The sequence below is a fragment of the Mucilaginibacter flavus genome (genome assembly GCF_030409315.1).
Lineage (GTDB): Bacteria > Bacteroidota > Bacteroidia > Sphingobacteriales > Sphingobacteriaceae > Mucilaginibacter > Mucilaginibacter flavus.
In genome coordinates, this window is the sequence record NZ_JAUFPS010000040.1 from 167,434 (window position 1) to 184,659 (window position 17,226).

Below are 17,226 nucleotides of genomic sequence, written 5' to 3' on the forward strand. Positions count from 1 at the left end.
TATGAAAATCATCGGCAGGTTATTGATTATTGGGGTCGCGCTTTCAGCTACATCCTGTAATTGGAATGGTTCGGGTCAAAAGGATGACGGCACGGTAAAAGACACACTAACTTACACGTACAAAACCGTACATGAACGCGCTGCCGACTGTGGCAATAAGCCCGATAGTGCCTGCACGGTGCCCAATATTAAATACCCGGTTTTTACCGGTCAACAAAAGCTGAATGATACGGTAGCCCGCAAACTTACCAGCTTATTTGCCATGGATGGTAAAGCCGATACCAACGTTGAACAAATGAGCAAGAACTTTTTGAAAGCCTACGCCGATGCCAAAAAGAGCGACCCAAGGCTTGGTATGTTTTATGAACTTAACAGTTACGCCAAGATATTGATGCAGGATTCAAGCATTACCACCTTAGAAATTGGCGGCTATAACTATACCGGTGGCGCTCACGGCGCATCAATCACCACCTTTATCAACTGGAATACCAAGGCCAATAAAAGCATCACGCTAAATGATCTTTTTACTGCCGGTTACGCCGGTAAGCTTAAAATCATTGCCGAGAGTATTTTCAGGAAAGAAGAAAAGCTAAGCGATACCGCGTCATTAGCGCGCGATTACTTTTTTAAAGATAATAAATTCGCGCTGAACGATAACTTTTTGATAACCCCGATCGGGCTGAAGTTTATTTATAACCAGTACGAAATTAAGCCCTATGCAGCCGGTCAAACCGAGCTGTTTATCCCCTATACACAACTCAAATCATTGCTGCAACCAAATTCGGTGGTGGCTAAATTCGCTAAATAAATGCTTGTTTTTAAATTCGGAGGCGCATCGGTTAAAGATGCAGATGGCATCATTAACCTGGCCAGTGTTGTAAATCAATATACAGATCAACAGTTGCTCATCGTGGTATCTGCCATGGGCAAAACTACCAACGCGCTTGAAAAACTGACCAGGGCCTACGTTAACCAGGCCGATGATATGCACGATATTTTTGAAGAAATTAAAAAATATCACTTTGATATATTGCACCAGCTTTTTGAAAACGGCCACCCTGTTTTTGATGACGTAGCGAATGCCTTTGTAGAAATTGACTGGGCCATCGAAGATGAACCACACGATAGCTACGATTTTATTTACGACCAGATTGTATCTATCGGCGAGTTAGTATCTACCCGCATCGTATCAGCCTATTTAAACAAAGCAGGCATAAAAAGTCAGTGGCTTGATGTACGTGGTTATATCCATACCGATAATACTTACCGCGAAGGCACCGTACAATGGGATAAAACCCGCGAAAGCATCAATAAAGATTTACCTAATATGCTCACTAAAGGCCCCGTTGTAACGCAGGGCTTTTTAGGCGGCACATCTGAAAACTTCACTACCACCTTAGGACGAGAGGGGTCGGATTATACAGCTTCAATCTTCGCGGCCTGTTTAAGTGCCGAGTCGGTTACTACCTGGAAAGATGTTCCGGGTATCCTGAATGCTGATCCCAAATTTTTTAACGATACCGTAAAGTTTGATGAGTTATCCTACACCGAAGCTATTGAAATGACTTATTACGGTGCAAGCGTTATCCACCCTAAAACCATCAAACCTTTACAAAACGCTAAAATCCCTTTGCTGGTAAAATCCTTTACAGATCCTGCCGCCTCGGGAACTATTATTAAGGAAGATGGCATTAATAAATTTGAAAAACCGGTTATCATCCTTAAGCAAAACCAGGTATTGGTATCTATTTCGGCTAAGGATTATTCATTTATCACCGAAGATCATTTAAGCGATATTTTTGGCCTTTTGGCTAAAAACCAGGTAAAGGTTAACGTAATGCAAACCTCTGCATTAAGTTTCTCAGTATGTTTCGATTATTACGAAGAACGTTTTGAAAAGCTGCTTGCCGATTTGAAACAGGATTTTAAAGTAAAATACAACAATGGCTTAAGTTTAATAACCATTAGACATTATGGAGATAGCTCATTAAAAGAATTAACTGCGGGTAAGTTTGTGTTACTGGAACAAATCAGCAGGAATACAGCTCAGGTGGTGGTGAGGTAAAAGACTACTAACGTCATGCCGAACTTGTTTCGGCACCCCATTTGCTAAGTGTACACCATGCAGAAAACCTATCTTATGGGGTCCTGAAACAAGTTTAGGATGACTTAAAGTTAATTTTCAAGCTTATCTAAACGATTTTCAATTCCCTACTTCTCCCCTTATCCCCTATATTTGGGCATGAAGGTAATGAAGATAGTAAAAGACTCCATTTCTATAGGGCTGGGAATTTTATCCGCGGGGTTTGGTTTGAAGGGCTTCCTGTTATCGAGCCATTTTATTGATGGCGGTGTTACGGGTATTTCCATGCTGATAGCCGATCTTTCGGTAATTCCCATCTCGGTACTTATTTTTATCATCAACGTACCTTTTCTTTGGCTGGGCTATAAAAAATTGGGCTTATATTTCGCTATTAAAAGCACCATAGCCATAGGTTTGTTATCGGTAAGCCTGGTAATAATCCATTTCCCGGATGTAACACACGATAAACTGCTTACCGCGGTATTTGGCGGCGTTTTTATCGGTACAGGCAGCGGCCTCGCTATCCGTGGGGGTGCAGTGCTTGATGGCACCGAAGTAGCGGCAGTGTTGATCAGTCGTAAAACCCAACTCTTAAAAGTAAGCGATTTTATATTGTTGTTAAACGTTTTGATCTTCGGGCTGGCTGCATTTTTTCTGGGTGTAGAGCCTGCAATGTATTCCATTTTAACGTATATGGCAGCCGCCAAAATGATCGACTTTATATTGAATGGTATTGAACAGTATTCGGGCATTACGGTGGTATCCATGCATAGCGAGGCCATCCGCAAGGCTATTACCATTACGCTTGGCCGCGGGGTAACTATTTACCAGGGCAAAAGCGGCTATGGGAAAGATGGGCATGTGAATGACCCGCGCGATATTGTTTTCACCGTGGCAACCCGGCTGGAAATTCCCTCATTAAAACAAACCATATTACGGATAGATCCCAAGGCATTTATTGTACAACAAAGTGTTGATGATACTACCGGCGGACTTTTAAAACGTAAAGGATTACATTAATACCATGAGCAAAATAACACCGTTTCATGTTGCAGTACCGGTTTACGATCTGGAAGAAGCCCGCAGGTTTTACCGCGAAGTGTTAGGTTGCAGCGAAGGCCGCAGCGATACCCATTGGACAGATTTTAACCTATACGGTCACCAGTTTGTGATTCACCTGAAACCCAAACCTGCAGAAGAAGCAAAACACCACTTTAACCCGGTAGATGGCCATGATGTACCCGTGCCGCACTTTGGTGTGGTGTTGGAATGGGAAGACTGGACGGCCTTGGAAGCCAAACTCAAAAGCCACCATATTAAATTTGTAATAGAGCCCTACATCCGCTTTAAAGGCCTTCCCGGCGAACAAGCCACCATGTTCTTTTTAGATCCATCGGGCAATGCGCTGGAGTTTAAAGCTTTTAAAGATATCGGGCAGCTGTTCGCGGTTTAATTAATCAACCGGGAAAACCGTAATTCTTTTTTACCGCTTTAACCCATTCACGCGCTATCAGTTCATGACCGGCCGGCATGGGATGTATACCGTCCCATATCCAAAAGTCAGCAGGGGCCTTTTTTAGTGCGGCGTTAAAAATGCTTTGCAGGGGGATAAAAACGGCATTATATTTTTGCGCCAGCTCTTTCACTACCGCTTGCCTGGGCGTTATTTCATCCTGCCAACGTTTAAGGTCATTATTTACCTGGCCAACGGGCAGTATGAATGGTTCGCAAATTACCAGTTTAACATCCGGGAGCGCAGCCTTGGTTTGGCTCAATAATGCGTCGTAATCCGTTTTAAACTGTTCGGTTGTATTTGGGCTGATGTTATGAATTACATGGTAAACATCATTTACGCCAACCAATATATTCAGGATATCAGGCTTTAAATCTAAAGTGTCTTTTTGCCAACGCGCCTGCAAATCGGTGACGGTATGCCCGCTGATGCCCCGGTTTAAAAACATCATCTGCTTATCGGGATGATCAAACCATAACCTTCCCGATATAAGGTATGGGAAACTTTGCCCCATAATATGGTTCCAATCCTTATCATATGACCGTCCGCCATCCGTTATCGAATCGCCCTGGAAAAGGATGGTTTTAGCACTACCATCATCAAACACTTTTGATAAAGGAGCGGCAAAAGCATGTGACGCGGCAATGGTACCCAACGCGGTTAAACCAACTTGTTTAATAAAATTGCGCCTTTTATTTGTTTTATCTACAGTCATTGAACTCGTTCTTTATTTTTTTGATCATTCATGAACAGGAATAAATATAGGCCTTTTATTTAAAGTGTTATATTTACAATTAAATTATTATCCCGGTGAAACCAATTATCTATTTCCTTACTGTTCTTGCTTTTTTTAGTTTATCTGCTTCTGCCCAACAAAATGACAACGCCTACAGCGCCCGCGAAAAACTATCGCTTGATAATGGCTGGCGCTTTCATTTGGGCGATATCCCCTTCCCTGTAGTACGTGGGCATGGTGCCAGCTATAATAACGCCAAAGCAGGAAAAGCAGGCGGCGCGGCCGCACCGGATTTCGATGATACCGACTGGCGTTTACTCAACCTGCCGCATGATTGGGCTATTGAAGGTGGCTTTGATCAAAATGCCAATCTATCCCAGGGTTACCGCAACAGGGGCATTGGCTGGTACCGCCGCAGCTTTAAAATAGACGCTAAAGACCGTGGCAAAAACCTGGAATTACAGTTTGATGGTATAGCTACCCATTGTACCGTTTGGCTAAATGGTATCGCAGTGCACCGCAACTGGTCGGGCTATACCTCTTTTTATATAGATATGACCGCCATGGCCAAATATGGCGACGAATTAAATACCGTTGCTATCCGTGTAGATGCCGTTGACCAGGAAGGCTGGTGGTATGAAGGCGCTGGTATTTACCGCCATACCTGGCTGGTAAAGCGTTCGCCGGTACACATTATTACCGATGGTGTATTTGCCCAACCGGTGAAAAAAGCGGCAGGTAATTGGGAAATACCGGTTGAGGCCACATTAGCCAACACGGGCAAATTAATTGCCGATGCCACCGTAACCTCAACCCTAATTGATAACAAAGGCAATAAAATTGGCAGCGCGACAGCTGCCGCAAGCGTATTGCCGCTTCAGCAAGCGGTAGCCCGCTTATCCATACCGGTAAATAACCCTGTATTATGGACGCTGGATACCCCTACCCTTTATAAAGTAAAAACCGAGGTAAGCCAAAACGGCAAAATAACAGATACGTCAGTTACCTCATGCGGTTTCCGTACCATCCGTTTTACTGCCGACTCTGGATTTTACCTGAATGATAAGCATGTAAAATTATATGGCGTTTGTAATCACCAGGATCATGCCGGTGTAGGCGTGGCAGTGCCCAACGCGCTTTGGGATTTCCGTATAAAAAAGCTTAAAGAAATGGGTGCCAATGCTTACCGCTGCGCGCACAACCCACCATCGGCCGAGTTTTTGGATGCCTGCGACCGGAATGGCATTTTGGTAATGGACGAGAACCGCAATTTCAACTCATCACCAGAGTATATCCGCCAGCTAACCTGGATGGTACGCCGCGACAGGAACCACCCAAGCATTATGCTTTGGTCGGTATTTAACGAGGAGCCCATGCAGGGTACCGAAATTGGTTATGAAATGGTGCGCCGCATGAGCAGCGAAGTTAAAAAACTGGATACTACCCGCCCTGTTACCGCCGCTGCCAATGGCGGTTTGTTTGAACCTGTTAACGTATCGCAGGCTGTTGATGTAGTTGGTTTTAATTACCAGATAGAAAATTATGACCGTTTTCACAAGGAGCATCCTACCATGTTGCTAACCAGCTCGGAAGATGCATCTGCAATTATGGTACGTGGCAATTATGTTACAGATAAAGATAAACATACCCTTGATGCCTACGATACCCAAAAGCCCGATTGGGGAGCTACCCACCGCGAAGCCTGGAAAGCCATTGCCGAACGGCCATTCCTGGCCGGCTGCTTTGTATGGACAGGCTTTGATTACCACGGCGAACCTACTCCTTATGACTGGCCAACCGCAGGCTCAAATTTTGGCATTATGGACCTTTGCGGCTTCCCTAAAACGGCGTTTTATATTCACCAGGCTCAATGGGTAAAAGATAAACCCGTATTGCAGCTTGTACCACACTGGAACTGGGCCGGCAGCGAAGGCAAGCCCATTAAGGTAATGGCCATGAGCAACGCCGAAAAGGTAAAACTGATATTAAACGGCAAAGTAATTGGCGAGCAAACTGTCGACAAATACGAAATGAATACCTGGCAGGTTCCTTATGAACCTGGCACACTTGAAGCTATTGGGTACGTGGGTGGCAAAGAAGTTTCGCGTTTTAAGGTTGAAACTACCGGCCAGCCGGTAAGTGTACGCCTAACGCCATACCGCACCAGTTTAAATGGTGATGGGCTGGATGCCGCCCCCGTAACCGTTGATGTATTGGATGCCAAAGGCCGACCAGTGCAAACCGCTAACCTTCCTATTGAATTCGAATTAAAAGGTACCGGCGAAATTATAGGATTAGGCAATGGCGATCCAAACTCGCACGAGCCTGAAAAAGGAAATAAAAGAAGTTTATTTAACGGGCTTGCACAGGTTATTTTACAAAGCAAAGCAGTCGGCGAAGGCAAGTTAACCTTAACCGCTACCTCACCGGGATTAAAGCCTGCAACTATAACCATCAACATCCAAAAAACAGAGGCCATTCCGGGCGTAGCAGTATTACGCTCCTATATGGTATTGGATAAATGGCTGCTATCGCCGGGCAGCAGCACCAAACCCGACCCTAACAAAACCATCGCCGAAAATGATATGAATAGCTGGCAACCCGTAAAACCTGGTCAGCTGCAAAATTTTGGTAACGGTAACAACTTCGCCATATTCCGTACAACCTTCACCCCATATGCAGGGCGACGTAGCGGCGGTGTAAAAATAGTTTTAAAAGGAGTTAGCGGCAAAGCAGAAGTATGGCTGGATAAAAAGCTATTAACTACTAAAACCAGCAGTGATACCGGCGATATCAGCATTAACATGCCTGCGGGCGAAGGTAAACGCGAATTGAGTGTATTAATTGAAACAACAAACGGTAACCAGGCCGGTTTAGGCGGCCTGGTTACCGTTGATTAAATTTTTGAACCGGTTATTTTATACAACACTCCTTTTTGAGTATTGAAACTGGTGACGTAACCATTTGCCGTTTTAACCGACCGCGCCTGCAATCCTGTTATTTTCACCGGTGCAACGGTGCGTAATTTACACAGACCGCCTGTTACTGATAAAATAGACGCGGTGGTGATTTGTTTATTTTTCCAGTTCATGGCTATTTCAAAATTGCCCCTTGCCTTCAGGCCCGAGATTTTACCTTCGGCCCAGGCATCGGGGATGGCCGGCAGCAGGCTGATCTCGCCAGATTGGCTTTGCAGCAACATTTCAGACATACCCGATAGCGCGCCAAAGTTGCCATCAATCTGAAATGGCGGGTGCGCGTCAAACAGGTTGGCGTATGAGCCGCCGCCGTTGGAGTAATTGGTATGTGATGATCCGGTAAGCTTTAACAAGTAATGGATCATTTTATAGGCGTGGTTACCATCAAGCAATCTTGCCCAAAAATTGATTTTCCAGGCCAGGCTCCAGCCGGTACCTGCATCTCCCCTTAATTCCAGGGTTTTCTTTGCAGCAGCTGCTAATTCAGGGGTTTCTATTGGCGAAATTTCATGACCCGGAAATACGGTAAACAGGTGCGATACATGGCGATGGTGCGGATCAGTATCTTCCCAATCCTTATACCACTCCTGCAGGTTTCCTTTTTTGCCGATGTGTAGCGGATACAGCTGCTTGCGGTAAGCAATGACAGAATCGCGGAAGGCTTTATCGGTGCCTAATTGCTCTGATGCATCAATTACATTGGTAAACAAATCCCATATAATCGCCATATCCATGGTGGTAGCTACAGAAACCACACCCTGTTTGCCTTTATCATCAATAAAACTATTCTCGGGCGATAGGGATGGCGCGGTTACCAGGTAGCCTTTGTATGGCACCAAAAAGTCCATACAGAAGTGCGCCGCACCCTTCATTAACGGGTAGGCTGTTTCCTGTAAGTAGGTTTTATCTTTTGTAAACTGATAATGCCACCACAAATGCTGTGATAGCCATGGCGATCCCATTGTCCAGTTGGCCCACATCGGGTCGCCGTGACCGATGTCGCCTACCGGGTTTGATAGTGCCCATATATCGCTGTTATGGTGTACGGCCCAGCCGCGGGTATGGTAAAATTGAGTAGCGGTAACTTCGCCGGTAACAGCAGCGTGTTTGATAAAATCAATCAGCGGCAATTGCATTTCAGAAAGATTAGCTACTTCTGCCGGCCAGTAATTCATCTGCACGTTGATATTGGTGGTATAGTTTGAACTCCATGGCGGGCGGATCTCCTTATTCCAAATCCCCTGCAAATTGGCCGGTGGGCCACCCGGGCGCGAACATGAGATAAGCAAATACCTGCTAAACTGAAAATACAAAGTTTCAAAATCCGGATCTTTAGCGCCTTCCGAGTAATTGAATAAACGTTCGTCGGTAGGCAATAAAGCGTTCCTGTTATCAGCTGGCTCGGCCAGGCCAAATGAAACACGGTTAAAATATTGATGATAGTCGGCATAGTGATGGGCCAACAAAGTAGACCAGCTGCATTTTACCGCTTTATTTAAATATTCTGTAGCCAATTTATGCTCGTCTTTACCTTCCGAGTCGGGGCATTTATCAAAGCCATTAAAGCTGGTTGCTGCCGATAAAAAGATGGTTACATCGGTAGCGTTTTTTACGGTGATGCCGCTGGTATCGGCACTTACTACGCCATCTTTATTTACCGCTTTTACCTGCAACTCGTAACGCATGCCACGGCAACCCGCGCTATCTGCCCATTGAATCGGATCTTTCGAATCGATATAATTGGGCTGGATATGTGATGGCGCTTTGCCTGTCATCGCCACCTGGTTATTGGATATCACTACATTTTGATACCTCAATTGATTTTTGACACCAATAGCAAAGTTGAGTTTCCCGGCCTTGCTTGCCGTTAAATGAATAGCGATCACCTGGTCTGGTGCCGAACTGATAATTTGCCGGGTGTATTCTACGCCATCGATTGTGTAACGGGTGGTAGCAATCGCGTTTTTAATGTCCAAATCACGGTAGTAGGCCGTTGGCACAGTATCTTTCAGCTTTTGTGTAAGGGTAAGATCACCCAACGGCAGGTATGATTCTGAATAATAGCCCTGCATTTTTTTTGCATACTCATTTGCCTGGGCATAATCCTCATTTTTAAGGAGCGCCTCCCTTGCCAGCAGCAAGTTGGCGTAGGCTTGCGGGTTAACGTTGGTGCGCACCGGGCCACCAGTCCATAAAGTAGCCTCGTTAAGCTGAATGAGCTCCTGCCCCACCCGGCCAAATATCATGGCACCAAGGCGACCGTTGCCTACGGGTAAAGCCTCTGTCCAAACCTTCGCAGGCTGTTTATACCAAAGTTTTAAATTTTGCTGGCAAAAACCGCTTAGCGGTGCCAGGCAAATCAATAAGGTTGCTAATTTTTTAATCATAAAGCCGGGATGTGCAGATTTATACGCAACTAAAGTATAAAACTTAATTGGCTTAAAATTTGCAATCTATGATGCTTTATTAGCAAATAATATTCGCTTTAAACCACACTCACCGGGTGCTTATGCTCATCTATAGCTACAAAAGTAAAAGTACCTGTAATGGCCTTTTCACGCACAAAAGAGTACATTTCTTCAATAAAAATCTCTACCAATACTTTTAAACTTGTGTTGCCAACGTGCGATATGGTGCCTACCAGTTCAATGATAGTACCTGCCGGGATGGGGCGTTTAAAATCAATCCTGTCTGATGATACGGTTACCATTCTTTTGCGGGTAAAACGGGTTGCGGTTATAAAGGCTACCTCATCCATCATTGCCATAGCCGAGCCGCCAAACAGCGTATCGTAATGGTTGGTATTATTAGGAAACACGGTTTTAAATATGCGTGTTTCGGCAGCTTGTTTTCTTTCGTCGGTAGTCATGGACTTTGTGTAGGGGATGATTAAAAAGGCCTGTCATGCCGAGCCTGTCGAAGCATAGCGGGCAAAGGCCTCTCCGCGCGTCCTTCGACAGGCTCAGGATGACAGGCCCGTCACTATTTTTTGATTAATAAGATATTACTTACGCCTTCCTCAATGTGCCCCATTTCAGCAGGGTTGCACCCCATGAAAAACCGGCACCAAAGGCGGTGAAGATTACGTTATCGTTGTGTTTAAAGTCGTCTTTAAAGTCCCAAAGACAAAGGGGTATGGTTGCAGCAGTAGTATTGCCGTATCTTTCAATATTTACTTTAACGCGATCTTCCGGCAAGCCTAAGTTTTCGCCAACAGCGTGAATGATGCGGTAGTTAGCCTGGTGTGGTATCAGCCAGTTAACATCATCAATCGTCATATCGTTGCGTTTTAAAACTTCAGTACAGGTTTCTGTCATCCCTTTAATAGCGGCTTTAAATACAACCCTTCCCTCCTGCCTTATAAAGTGCTGATTGGCGGTAACCGAATCAACCGTAGCAGGGATTTTTGAACCACCACCAGGCACCAAAAGATATTCGCGACCATGACCGTCTGTTTTAAAAACGCTGTCAACCAGGCCAACCTCTTCAGTTGTAGGCTCCAACAGCACCGCGCCGGCTCCATCGCCAAAAAGGATGCAGGTATTTCGGTCTTTATAATTAATGATAGCGCTGTTTTGATCGGCACCCACTACAATCACTTTTTTGTAGCGGTTACTTTCAACCAAACTGGCACCAAGTGTATAAGCATATAAAAAACCACTGCAGGCGGCGTTAACATCAGTAGCCCAGGCGCCGCTTAAACCCAACTTATCGCAAACAATGCTGGCGGTTGATAAAAGCAGATGATCTGGCGTTGAAGTAGCAATAATTAAACAGTCAATTTCTGATGCAGCAACCCCGGTTGTATCCAGTAAATTTCTTACAGCAGCAACAGCCATATCTGAGGTGGCCAGCAGCGGGTCTGTTAAAATCCGCCTTTCTTTAATTCCTGTTCTTGAAACAATCCAGTCGCTGTTGGTATCAACCAACTTCTCTAAATCGCTATTATTCAATATATTACCAGGAACAAAACCTCCAACCCCCGTTATAACCGCGTTACTTTTTAATCTCATATGTGCCAAAATTCTGAAAAAACAGGCAAGTATACGGAAATTGCCTGTTTTTTAACTGTCAGGATACTGTTGTTTCTACAACTAACTGACGAAGTTGTTTGGCTGCCTCCACCATATTGACCAAAGCAATACGGGTTTCGGGCCATTTACGGGTCTTTAAACCACAGTCGGGGTTAACCCATAAATTGCCGGCCGGCAGCAGTAATGATGCCTTTTCCAACAGGCTCACCATCTCATCAACGGTAGGTACACGTGGCGAGTGGATATCATAAACACCAGGCCCAATTTCATTTGGATATTTAAAATCGGAGAAGGCCGCCAATAGTTCCATTTGCGAGCGCGAGGTTTCAATGGTGATCACATCGGCATCCATATCGGCAATATTGCCAATAATATCATTAAACTCGCTGTAGCACATGTGGGTATGAATCTGCGTTTCATCGCGTACACCACTGGCCGAAATCCGGAAGGCCCGTACTGCCCAATCCAGGTAAGTTTGCCAGTCCTTTTTGCGCAAAGGCAAGCCTTCACGTATAGCGGGTTCGTCAATCTGTATCACCTTAATACCCGCGGCCTCTAACGCTACCACTTCATCGCGAATGGCTAAGGCTATCTGGTTGGTGGTTTCGGAGCGTGGTTGATCATCCCGCACAAACGACCATTGTAATATGGTTACCGGACCGGTAAGCATACCTTTCATGAGCTTTTGCGTGTTTTGCTGGGCAAAGCTGGTCCACCTAACCGTCATATCAGCAGGGCGACTAACATCGCCATAAATAACCGGCGGCTTAACGCAGCGGCTGCCATAGCTTTGTACCCAACCGTTTTTAGTAAACAGAAAACCATCTAAACGTTCGCCAAAGTACTCCACCATGTCGTTACGTTCAAATTCGCCATGCACCAATACGTCCAGGCCAATTTCTTCCTGCCAGCGAATGGCTTCAATGGTTGCTTTTTCAATTTCGGCATCATACTCAGCTTCGGTTAGTTCGCCTTTTTTAAGCCTTGCCCGCAACGAGCGGATATCATCAGTTTGTGGGAAAGATCCTATGGTAGTTGTAGGGTACAGCGGTAAGTTAAAATGCTTTTGCTGTATTTTTTGCCTGGTGATGAAAGCGCTTTCGCGTTGCGCGTCCTCATCGGTAATAGCTAAAACACGTTGTTTTATTTGCTGCTTGTGAATAAGCTTTGACAGGCCGCGGCTGGTTAACGCCCGCAAATTATTTTGCAGCAACTCATTATTGCCATCAATGATCTGGGCAAGCTCATTTATTTCGTTTAGCTTTTGTTTAGCAAAGGCCATCCAGTTTTTAATCTCGGGGTTAATAGCGGTTTCCAGGTCGAGGTCAAAAGGTGTGTGCAGCAATGAGCAGCTTGGCGCTATCATTACCCTATCCGTACCCAACACTGCAATGGCCTTTTTGATATGACTTAATGAGCGCACGTAATCATTTTTCCATATGTTACGGCCATCAACTACGCCTAACGAAAGGCTGATACTGGCGGGTAAAATGGTGAGTACTTTATAAAGCTGATCTGGCGCTCGCACTAAATCTACATGAATGGCGCTTACAGGCAGGGTTACAGCCAGCTCGGTATTTTCGTGCAGGCTTTCAAAATAGCTTGTAAGCAGCACTTTGATACCCGGGCAGTTTTTACTTATTTCGGTATAGGCATAGGCGAAAGCGGCTTTCTCTTTACCGGTAAGGTCAAGCGCCAGGAAAGGTTCATCAATTTGTACCCACTCGGCACCGTAGCCTTTAAGCCTTTTTAGTACCTCAATGTAAACAGGTACCAGTTTTTTGATGAGGTCGATTTTATCAAAACCGGCTTCCTTTTCTTTACCAAGCAGCAGGTAAGTTATCGGGCCAATTAATACCGGTTTTGGCGTTGTGCCGATGGATTGTTTGGCCAGGATAAATTCGTCAAATACCTTTTCGCTAAAAAGTTTAAATTGCTGGTCTTTCACAAACTCGGGCACAATGTAGTGGTAGTTGGTATCAAACCACTTGGTCATTTCCATGGCGGTAACATCCAAACCATCTTTTTGATAGCCGCGGGCCATGGCAAAGTAAAGGTCAATTTCTGTATTAGCCTTGTTTTGAGTTAATACCGGTGCGTAACGGGCGGGGATGTTACCCAGCATTAACGAGGCATCCAGCACCTGGTCATAAAAGCTAAAATCGTTACATGGGATAAGGTCGATACCGGCATCGGCCTGGGTTTGCCAGTTTTGCAAACGGATTTGGCGGGCGGCGGCAAATAGCTCGTCCCTGGTAATTTTACCGGCCCAGTACTGTTCACTGGCCTTTTTAAGTTCACGGTGGGCGCCTACACGAGGATACCCGAGGTTGTTTTTGAGCATACGCTAAAACTTTTTTGGTTAAACATTAATTTGACTTAATGATCCTTACGGTTTTCGGTATGCTTTCGGAGAAAAATGGTAATAAAAGGCAAAAGCATAACATACAGGCACGCGAATGCCCGTACAACTATTCTTTTTTCTTTGACTACTGCTTCATAACGCGAAAGCATTGTCTTTATACATAGAGGCAAGTATCCTGGCTTGTAACATTGTTGCCGTCCTTCTCATCCGCGCGGGGGCGAACAATGGACATATTGTTAAAGGCAACAACTTTTTTGTGTTACTTACAGTTGCGCGACAGCCCGTGATTTACACACGGTTCCTTATTAATCCCTGTGCTTTAAACACCGGGAACCACTCTGCAGAAAAAAAGTAAAGAACTTTATTGGCGGTAAAGATGGGGAAAAATGTGCAGATTTCAGATTACAAATGTGCAGATGAGGGTTTGATTACTCTATTTTTTCAAAAACAACAACGGCAAAGCACTGGCCGCCCCCAACCCTGCCCCGGCGGCTACATCTGTTGGGTAATGAACCCCAAGGTACATACGTGAGTAAGCTGTAGAACCAGCCCAGAGATAGGCAGGTAGTATCACATACCATTTAGGATAAGCTATTGACAGCGCTGTGGCTGTAGCAAATGATGATGAACTATGCCCTGATGGGAATGAGTAATTACCCGGGCGGTAAATGGGCGTAATATGAACGTTTTGCAAAAATGGCCGGGGGCGCTTTACCAGGTGTTTGATAATTTCTGTAAGACCGGCTGATATCGCCGTACTACCTGCTACGTAAAGCGCGTTTTGACGCATGGCTTTATCATTGGTGATGATACCACCGGCTAATAAACCCACGGGCACACCAACATTGCCATACATCAAATGATTACTTACAAACAGGAAAAAGCCGGTTTGCTGGGGTGTGCGGTGATCCTGCAGATCAATCATGATGTCATCATCAAACCTTGGGGTACGCAACTGGGCGCTTGCTGTATTAACCTGCAAGCTCAGGAATACCTGTAAAGGAATGATTATCAGCAGAAATTTTGCACGGAAAAGTTGTTTCATAGATGCACTCAAGGTAAACAGATTGCTATGCCCAATATAAATATTTTTTGTGCCGAATTGTTTGGTTTGATGTTAAGCTTCCGTTTTTCGGCCAAATGTATGTTCGTCGACACAAACCTACCACTTAACGACACATATTCTTTTCTGCTACGGGAGTCGGATACTTTTGAATCATTAACCCACATCACTCAATATAAACTAAAAGGAGACAAAGATCATGGAACGTAAAAACTTTTTAAAAAGCCTCATGGTTGGCGCTGTATCAACATCGGTTTTGGTAGATGCCTGCAAAAAAGACACCACAAGCCCTACAACTACTACAAGCACCAGTACTTCAACAAGCACAGGCACAACAAGCGGCTGTAGTGTTATTGAAACGGAAACTGAAGGTCCGTACCCAACACATACCCCAGCATCATACGTGCGCAGCGACATTACCGATGGCCGCACCGGCTACAAGCTAACCGTTAATATTACCGTTAACAATAGTAATAATAGCTGCAACGCCCTATCGGGTGCTTTAGTTGATATATGGCATTGCGATGCCGAAGGCAATTATTCTGAATATGGCGGCAGTGGCAGCCAGGCAACCAATTATACCACAGTTCATTTTTTACGTGGCAGGCAAACTACCAACGCTAATGGGCTGGTTACCTATACTTCTATTTTTCCGGGTTGGTATACCGGCAGGGCTACGCATATACACGTGCATGTTTATAATTCGGCAGGTACATCTTTAAAAGTTACGCAAATAGCTTTTCCAGAAGGGACGGGCACCGCGCTGGCAGCGGTTGCGGGTTACACCAAAGGGATGAGCGGCTATACTTACAACGCTACCGATGGCGTATTTAGCGATGGCTATGCACTTGAACTGGCTACCATAACAGGCAGTACCACTGCGGGCTTCGTGTTGGCCATAAGCATGAGTGTGCCGGCGTAATCTGAGGGCTGACAGAGAAAAAAGCATGGGATTGTGCGATTCCTTCCTTGGGAAAGGGGAGGTAGGGGTTAAATCAGGTAGTTAAGATATTTAAGCTTCGTCGCTTTTTGAAACCCCTCCCTGCCTTTGGGCTCATTTCCGCAACGCCCCTCCCACGGGAGGGAATTGAAAAAAGTTTAATATATCAAGAATAAATATGCGCGCTATCACCCTGTGTTACCGAAAGATCATCGACGCAAATGCCACCAAACTCTGGGACAAACTGGTGTTTGAGGCATCGTACATGGAGTTTAAAATGCAGGCGCAAAACTATACTACCGGTACCACTTTTACCAATTATGCCGATTTGCTTAGGCATGTAAACAACGCGCAGGCTATAGTGGGCATGGTTACGCCGGCTGTAAGCGGTTACGTACAGCAGTTAAATAACATTGTACCCGATTTATTAAACAATGTTGGCAAACGTTTTTTAAAGTTCCACCGCTTTCAGTTTGAAATCATCAATTCGGATATCCTTGATAAAACCAAACACCAGGTGGCAATTAACTTTTACTCCGAGCCTTTGGTTTGGCATGATACGGTAGAAAATTTCCTGTTAGTATCAGATCAAAAGCCAGCGTCAAATACTGATGATGAATTACTGAGCAACCTGTTTCAGCTACAGCCTTACGTAAACATTCACACTATAAAAAACATACGATAAAATGGAAAAGCTTTCACCGGGTCAAATATTCCTTGCCGATCAGCGGGGAATTGTTGAAAATGAAACTTCGCGGCGCTTTAGCAGCTTTAATTACGGGCATTACGTGAATGAGAGCCGTAAGCCTTTTGGTCCGCTGGAAGTTTTTAATGACGAAATTCTCGCGGCGGGAAAATCCATTAATGTAACTATCCAGAATAGTTGCTACCTGGTTATCATTCCTATAACCGGGGCGCTATTAACTACCGATGCACGGCATAAAACCACAGTTACCGATGTCGGCGAAGTTTTTATCCATTACGCCCAGGCCGGCGAAACATTTGAACTCACCAACACCTACCCTACCGATTGGATAAACTTTTTGTATATACAGGTAAAAGCCAAACCCGATGCATTCCCGTTTTTTGAGCAAACTTTTAGTTTTGATTTTACCGGCAGAAAGGATGATTTGATTGCCGTGATACCGGGTTATAGCAATTTGCCCTTCAGCATACACATGGGCCAGTTTGCAGGTCGGGCAGATACGCTTTATCAACTTAAAAACAGCGACTCATTATTTTATGCCTTTGTAATTGCCGGTGCCTTTGAATTACAAGGCAGGTTATTACATGAACGTGATGGCCTTGCGCTATGGGATTTGCAGGAAGCAGATATGGAAGCGCTGAGTAATAACGCGGTGATGCTGGTAATTGAGATGGCGGGGTGATAAAAGTAATTTTTGAGATTTATTTTTAATTCCCTCCCTTGGGAGCTACTGTGTGTACACAAGTTGCGAAAAAGTTGGACTTTTGTTTGATGAACGAACCAATTAATTCCAACCCTGATTTTGAGG

Annotated in this window: 14 protein-coding genes and 1 riboswitch; of the genes, 8 read left to right on the top strand and 6 right to left on the bottom strand. The window is 44.9% G+C overall.

The annotated features are described in order from the left end of the window. Window position 1 precedes the first annotated feature (1 nt). The 4 genes from QWZ17_RS19345 to QWZ17_RS19360 all read left to right on the top strand — a co-directional run bounded on the left by QWZ17_RS19345 (window position 2) and on the right by QWZ17_RS19360 (window position 3,536). On the top strand, window positions 2-808 hold the full coding sequence (locus QWZ17_RS19345; RefSeq protein ID WP_290306946.1) for a DUF3298 and DUF4163 domain-containing protein: 807 nt from the start codon (window positions 2-4) through the stop codon (window positions 806-808). Next, complete coding sequence (locus QWZ17_RS19350; RefSeq protein ID WP_290306947.1) at window positions 809-2,065, top strand: aspartate kinase; 1,257 nt, start codon at window positions 809-811, stop codon at window positions 2,063-2,065. It abuts the gene before it with no gap. Between the two features lie 186 nt (window positions 2,066-2,251). Beyond that, on the top strand, window positions 2,252-3,103 hold the full coding sequence (locus QWZ17_RS19355) for a YitT family protein (RefSeq protein ID WP_290306948.1): 852 nt from the start codon (window positions 2,252-2,254) through the stop codon (window positions 3,101-3,103). 4 nt (window positions 3,104-3,107) lie between these two features. Next, the gene (locus tag QWZ17_RS19360; RefSeq protein ID WP_290306949.1) at window positions 3,108-3,536 is read left to right on the top strand and encodes a VOC family protein; all 429 of its coding nucleotides are present in this window, start codon (window positions 3,108-3,110) and stop codon (window positions 3,534-3,536) included. Window positions 3,537-3,540: 4 nt separating this feature from the next. Here the strand turns inward: QWZ17_RS19360 and QWZ17_RS19365 are convergent, their stop codons facing one another. After that, window positions 3,541-4,311 carry an SGNH/GDSL hydrolase family protein gene (locus QWZ17_RS19365; protein WP_290306950.1) on the bottom strand — a complete coding sequence of 257 codons (771 nt, stop codon included), beginning with the start codon at window positions 4,309-4,311 and terminating at the stop codon, window positions 3,541-3,543. A gap of 95 nt (window positions 4,312-4,406) precedes the next feature. Here QWZ17_RS19365 and galA point away from each other — a divergent pair, with 95 nt between their 5' ends. After that, the gene (galA, locus tag QWZ17_RS19370) at window positions 4,407-7,232 is read left to right on the top strand and encodes a beta-galactosidase GalA (protein ID WP_290306951.1); all 2,826 of its coding nucleotides are present in this window, start codon (window positions 4,407-4,409) and stop codon (window positions 7,230-7,232) included. Here galA and QWZ17_RS19375 read toward each other — a convergent pair. From QWZ17_RS19375 to QWZ17_RS19395, 5 genes are all read right to left on the bottom strand, one after another. Beyond that, a complete protein-coding gene (locus QWZ17_RS19375; RefSeq protein ID WP_290306952.1) occupies window positions 7,229-9,697 on the bottom strand; it encodes a glycoside hydrolase family 95 protein in 2,469 nt (822 codons plus the stop codon). The genes galA and QWZ17_RS19375 overlap by 4 nt on opposite strands. Before the next feature lie 98 nt (window positions 9,698-9,795). Then, window positions 9,796-10,179: an acyl-CoA thioesterase gene (locus QWZ17_RS19380; RefSeq protein WP_290306953.1), complete on the bottom strand. Its 384-nt coding sequence runs from the start codon at window positions 10,177-10,179 to the stop codon at window positions 9,796-9,798. A gap of 139 nt (window positions 10,180-10,318) precedes the next feature. Continuing rightward, window positions 10,319-11,323 (bottom strand): beta-ketoacyl-ACP synthase III, encoded by a 1,005-nt coding sequence (locus QWZ17_RS19385; RefSeq protein ID WP_290306954.1) that lies wholly within the window; start codon window positions 11,321-11,323, stop codon window positions 10,319-10,321. Window positions 11,324-11,381: 58 nt separating this feature from the next. Continuing rightward, window positions 11,382-13,688, bottom strand: coding sequence for a 5-methyltetrahydropteroyltriglutamate--homocysteine S-methyltransferase (gene metE, locus QWZ17_RS19390; protein ID WP_290306955.1), 2,307 nt, complete (start codon window positions 13,686-13,688; stop codon window positions 11,382-11,384). Window positions 13,689-13,857: 169 nt separating this feature from the next. Next, window positions 13,858-14,062: riboswitch (cobalamin riboswitch) on the bottom strand. An 80-nt stretch (window positions 14,063-14,142) separates the two neighbouring features. Continuing rightward, window positions 14,143-14,754 carry a phosphatase PAP2 family protein gene (locus QWZ17_RS19395; protein ID WP_290306956.1) on the bottom strand — a complete coding sequence of 204 codons (612 nt, stop codon included), beginning with the start codon at window positions 14,752-14,754 and terminating at the stop codon, window positions 14,143-14,145. Window positions 14,755-14,971: 217 nt separating this feature from the next. Here QWZ17_RS19395 and QWZ17_RS19400 point away from each other — a divergent pair, with 217 nt between their 5' ends. The 3 genes from QWZ17_RS19400 to QWZ17_RS19410 all read left to right on the top strand — a co-directional run bounded on the left by QWZ17_RS19400 (window position 14,972) and on the right by QWZ17_RS19410 (window position 17,100). Beyond that, complete coding sequence (locus QWZ17_RS19400; protein ID WP_290306957.1) at window positions 14,972-15,694, top strand: dioxygenase family protein; 723 nt, start codon at window positions 14,972-14,974, stop codon at window positions 15,692-15,694. Window positions 15,695-15,890: 196 nt separating this feature from the next. Continuing rightward, on the top strand, window positions 15,891-16,397 hold the full coding sequence (locus QWZ17_RS19405; protein ID WP_290306958.1) for a hypothetical protein: 507 nt from the start codon (window positions 15,891-15,893) through the stop codon (window positions 16,395-16,397). Between the two features lies 1 nt (window position 16,398). After that, complete coding sequence (locus tag QWZ17_RS19410; protein ID WP_290306959.1) at window positions 16,399-17,100, top strand: pirin family protein; 702 nt, start codon at window positions 16,399-16,401, stop codon at window positions 17,098-17,100. Window positions 17,101-17,226: the final 126 nt, after the last annotated feature.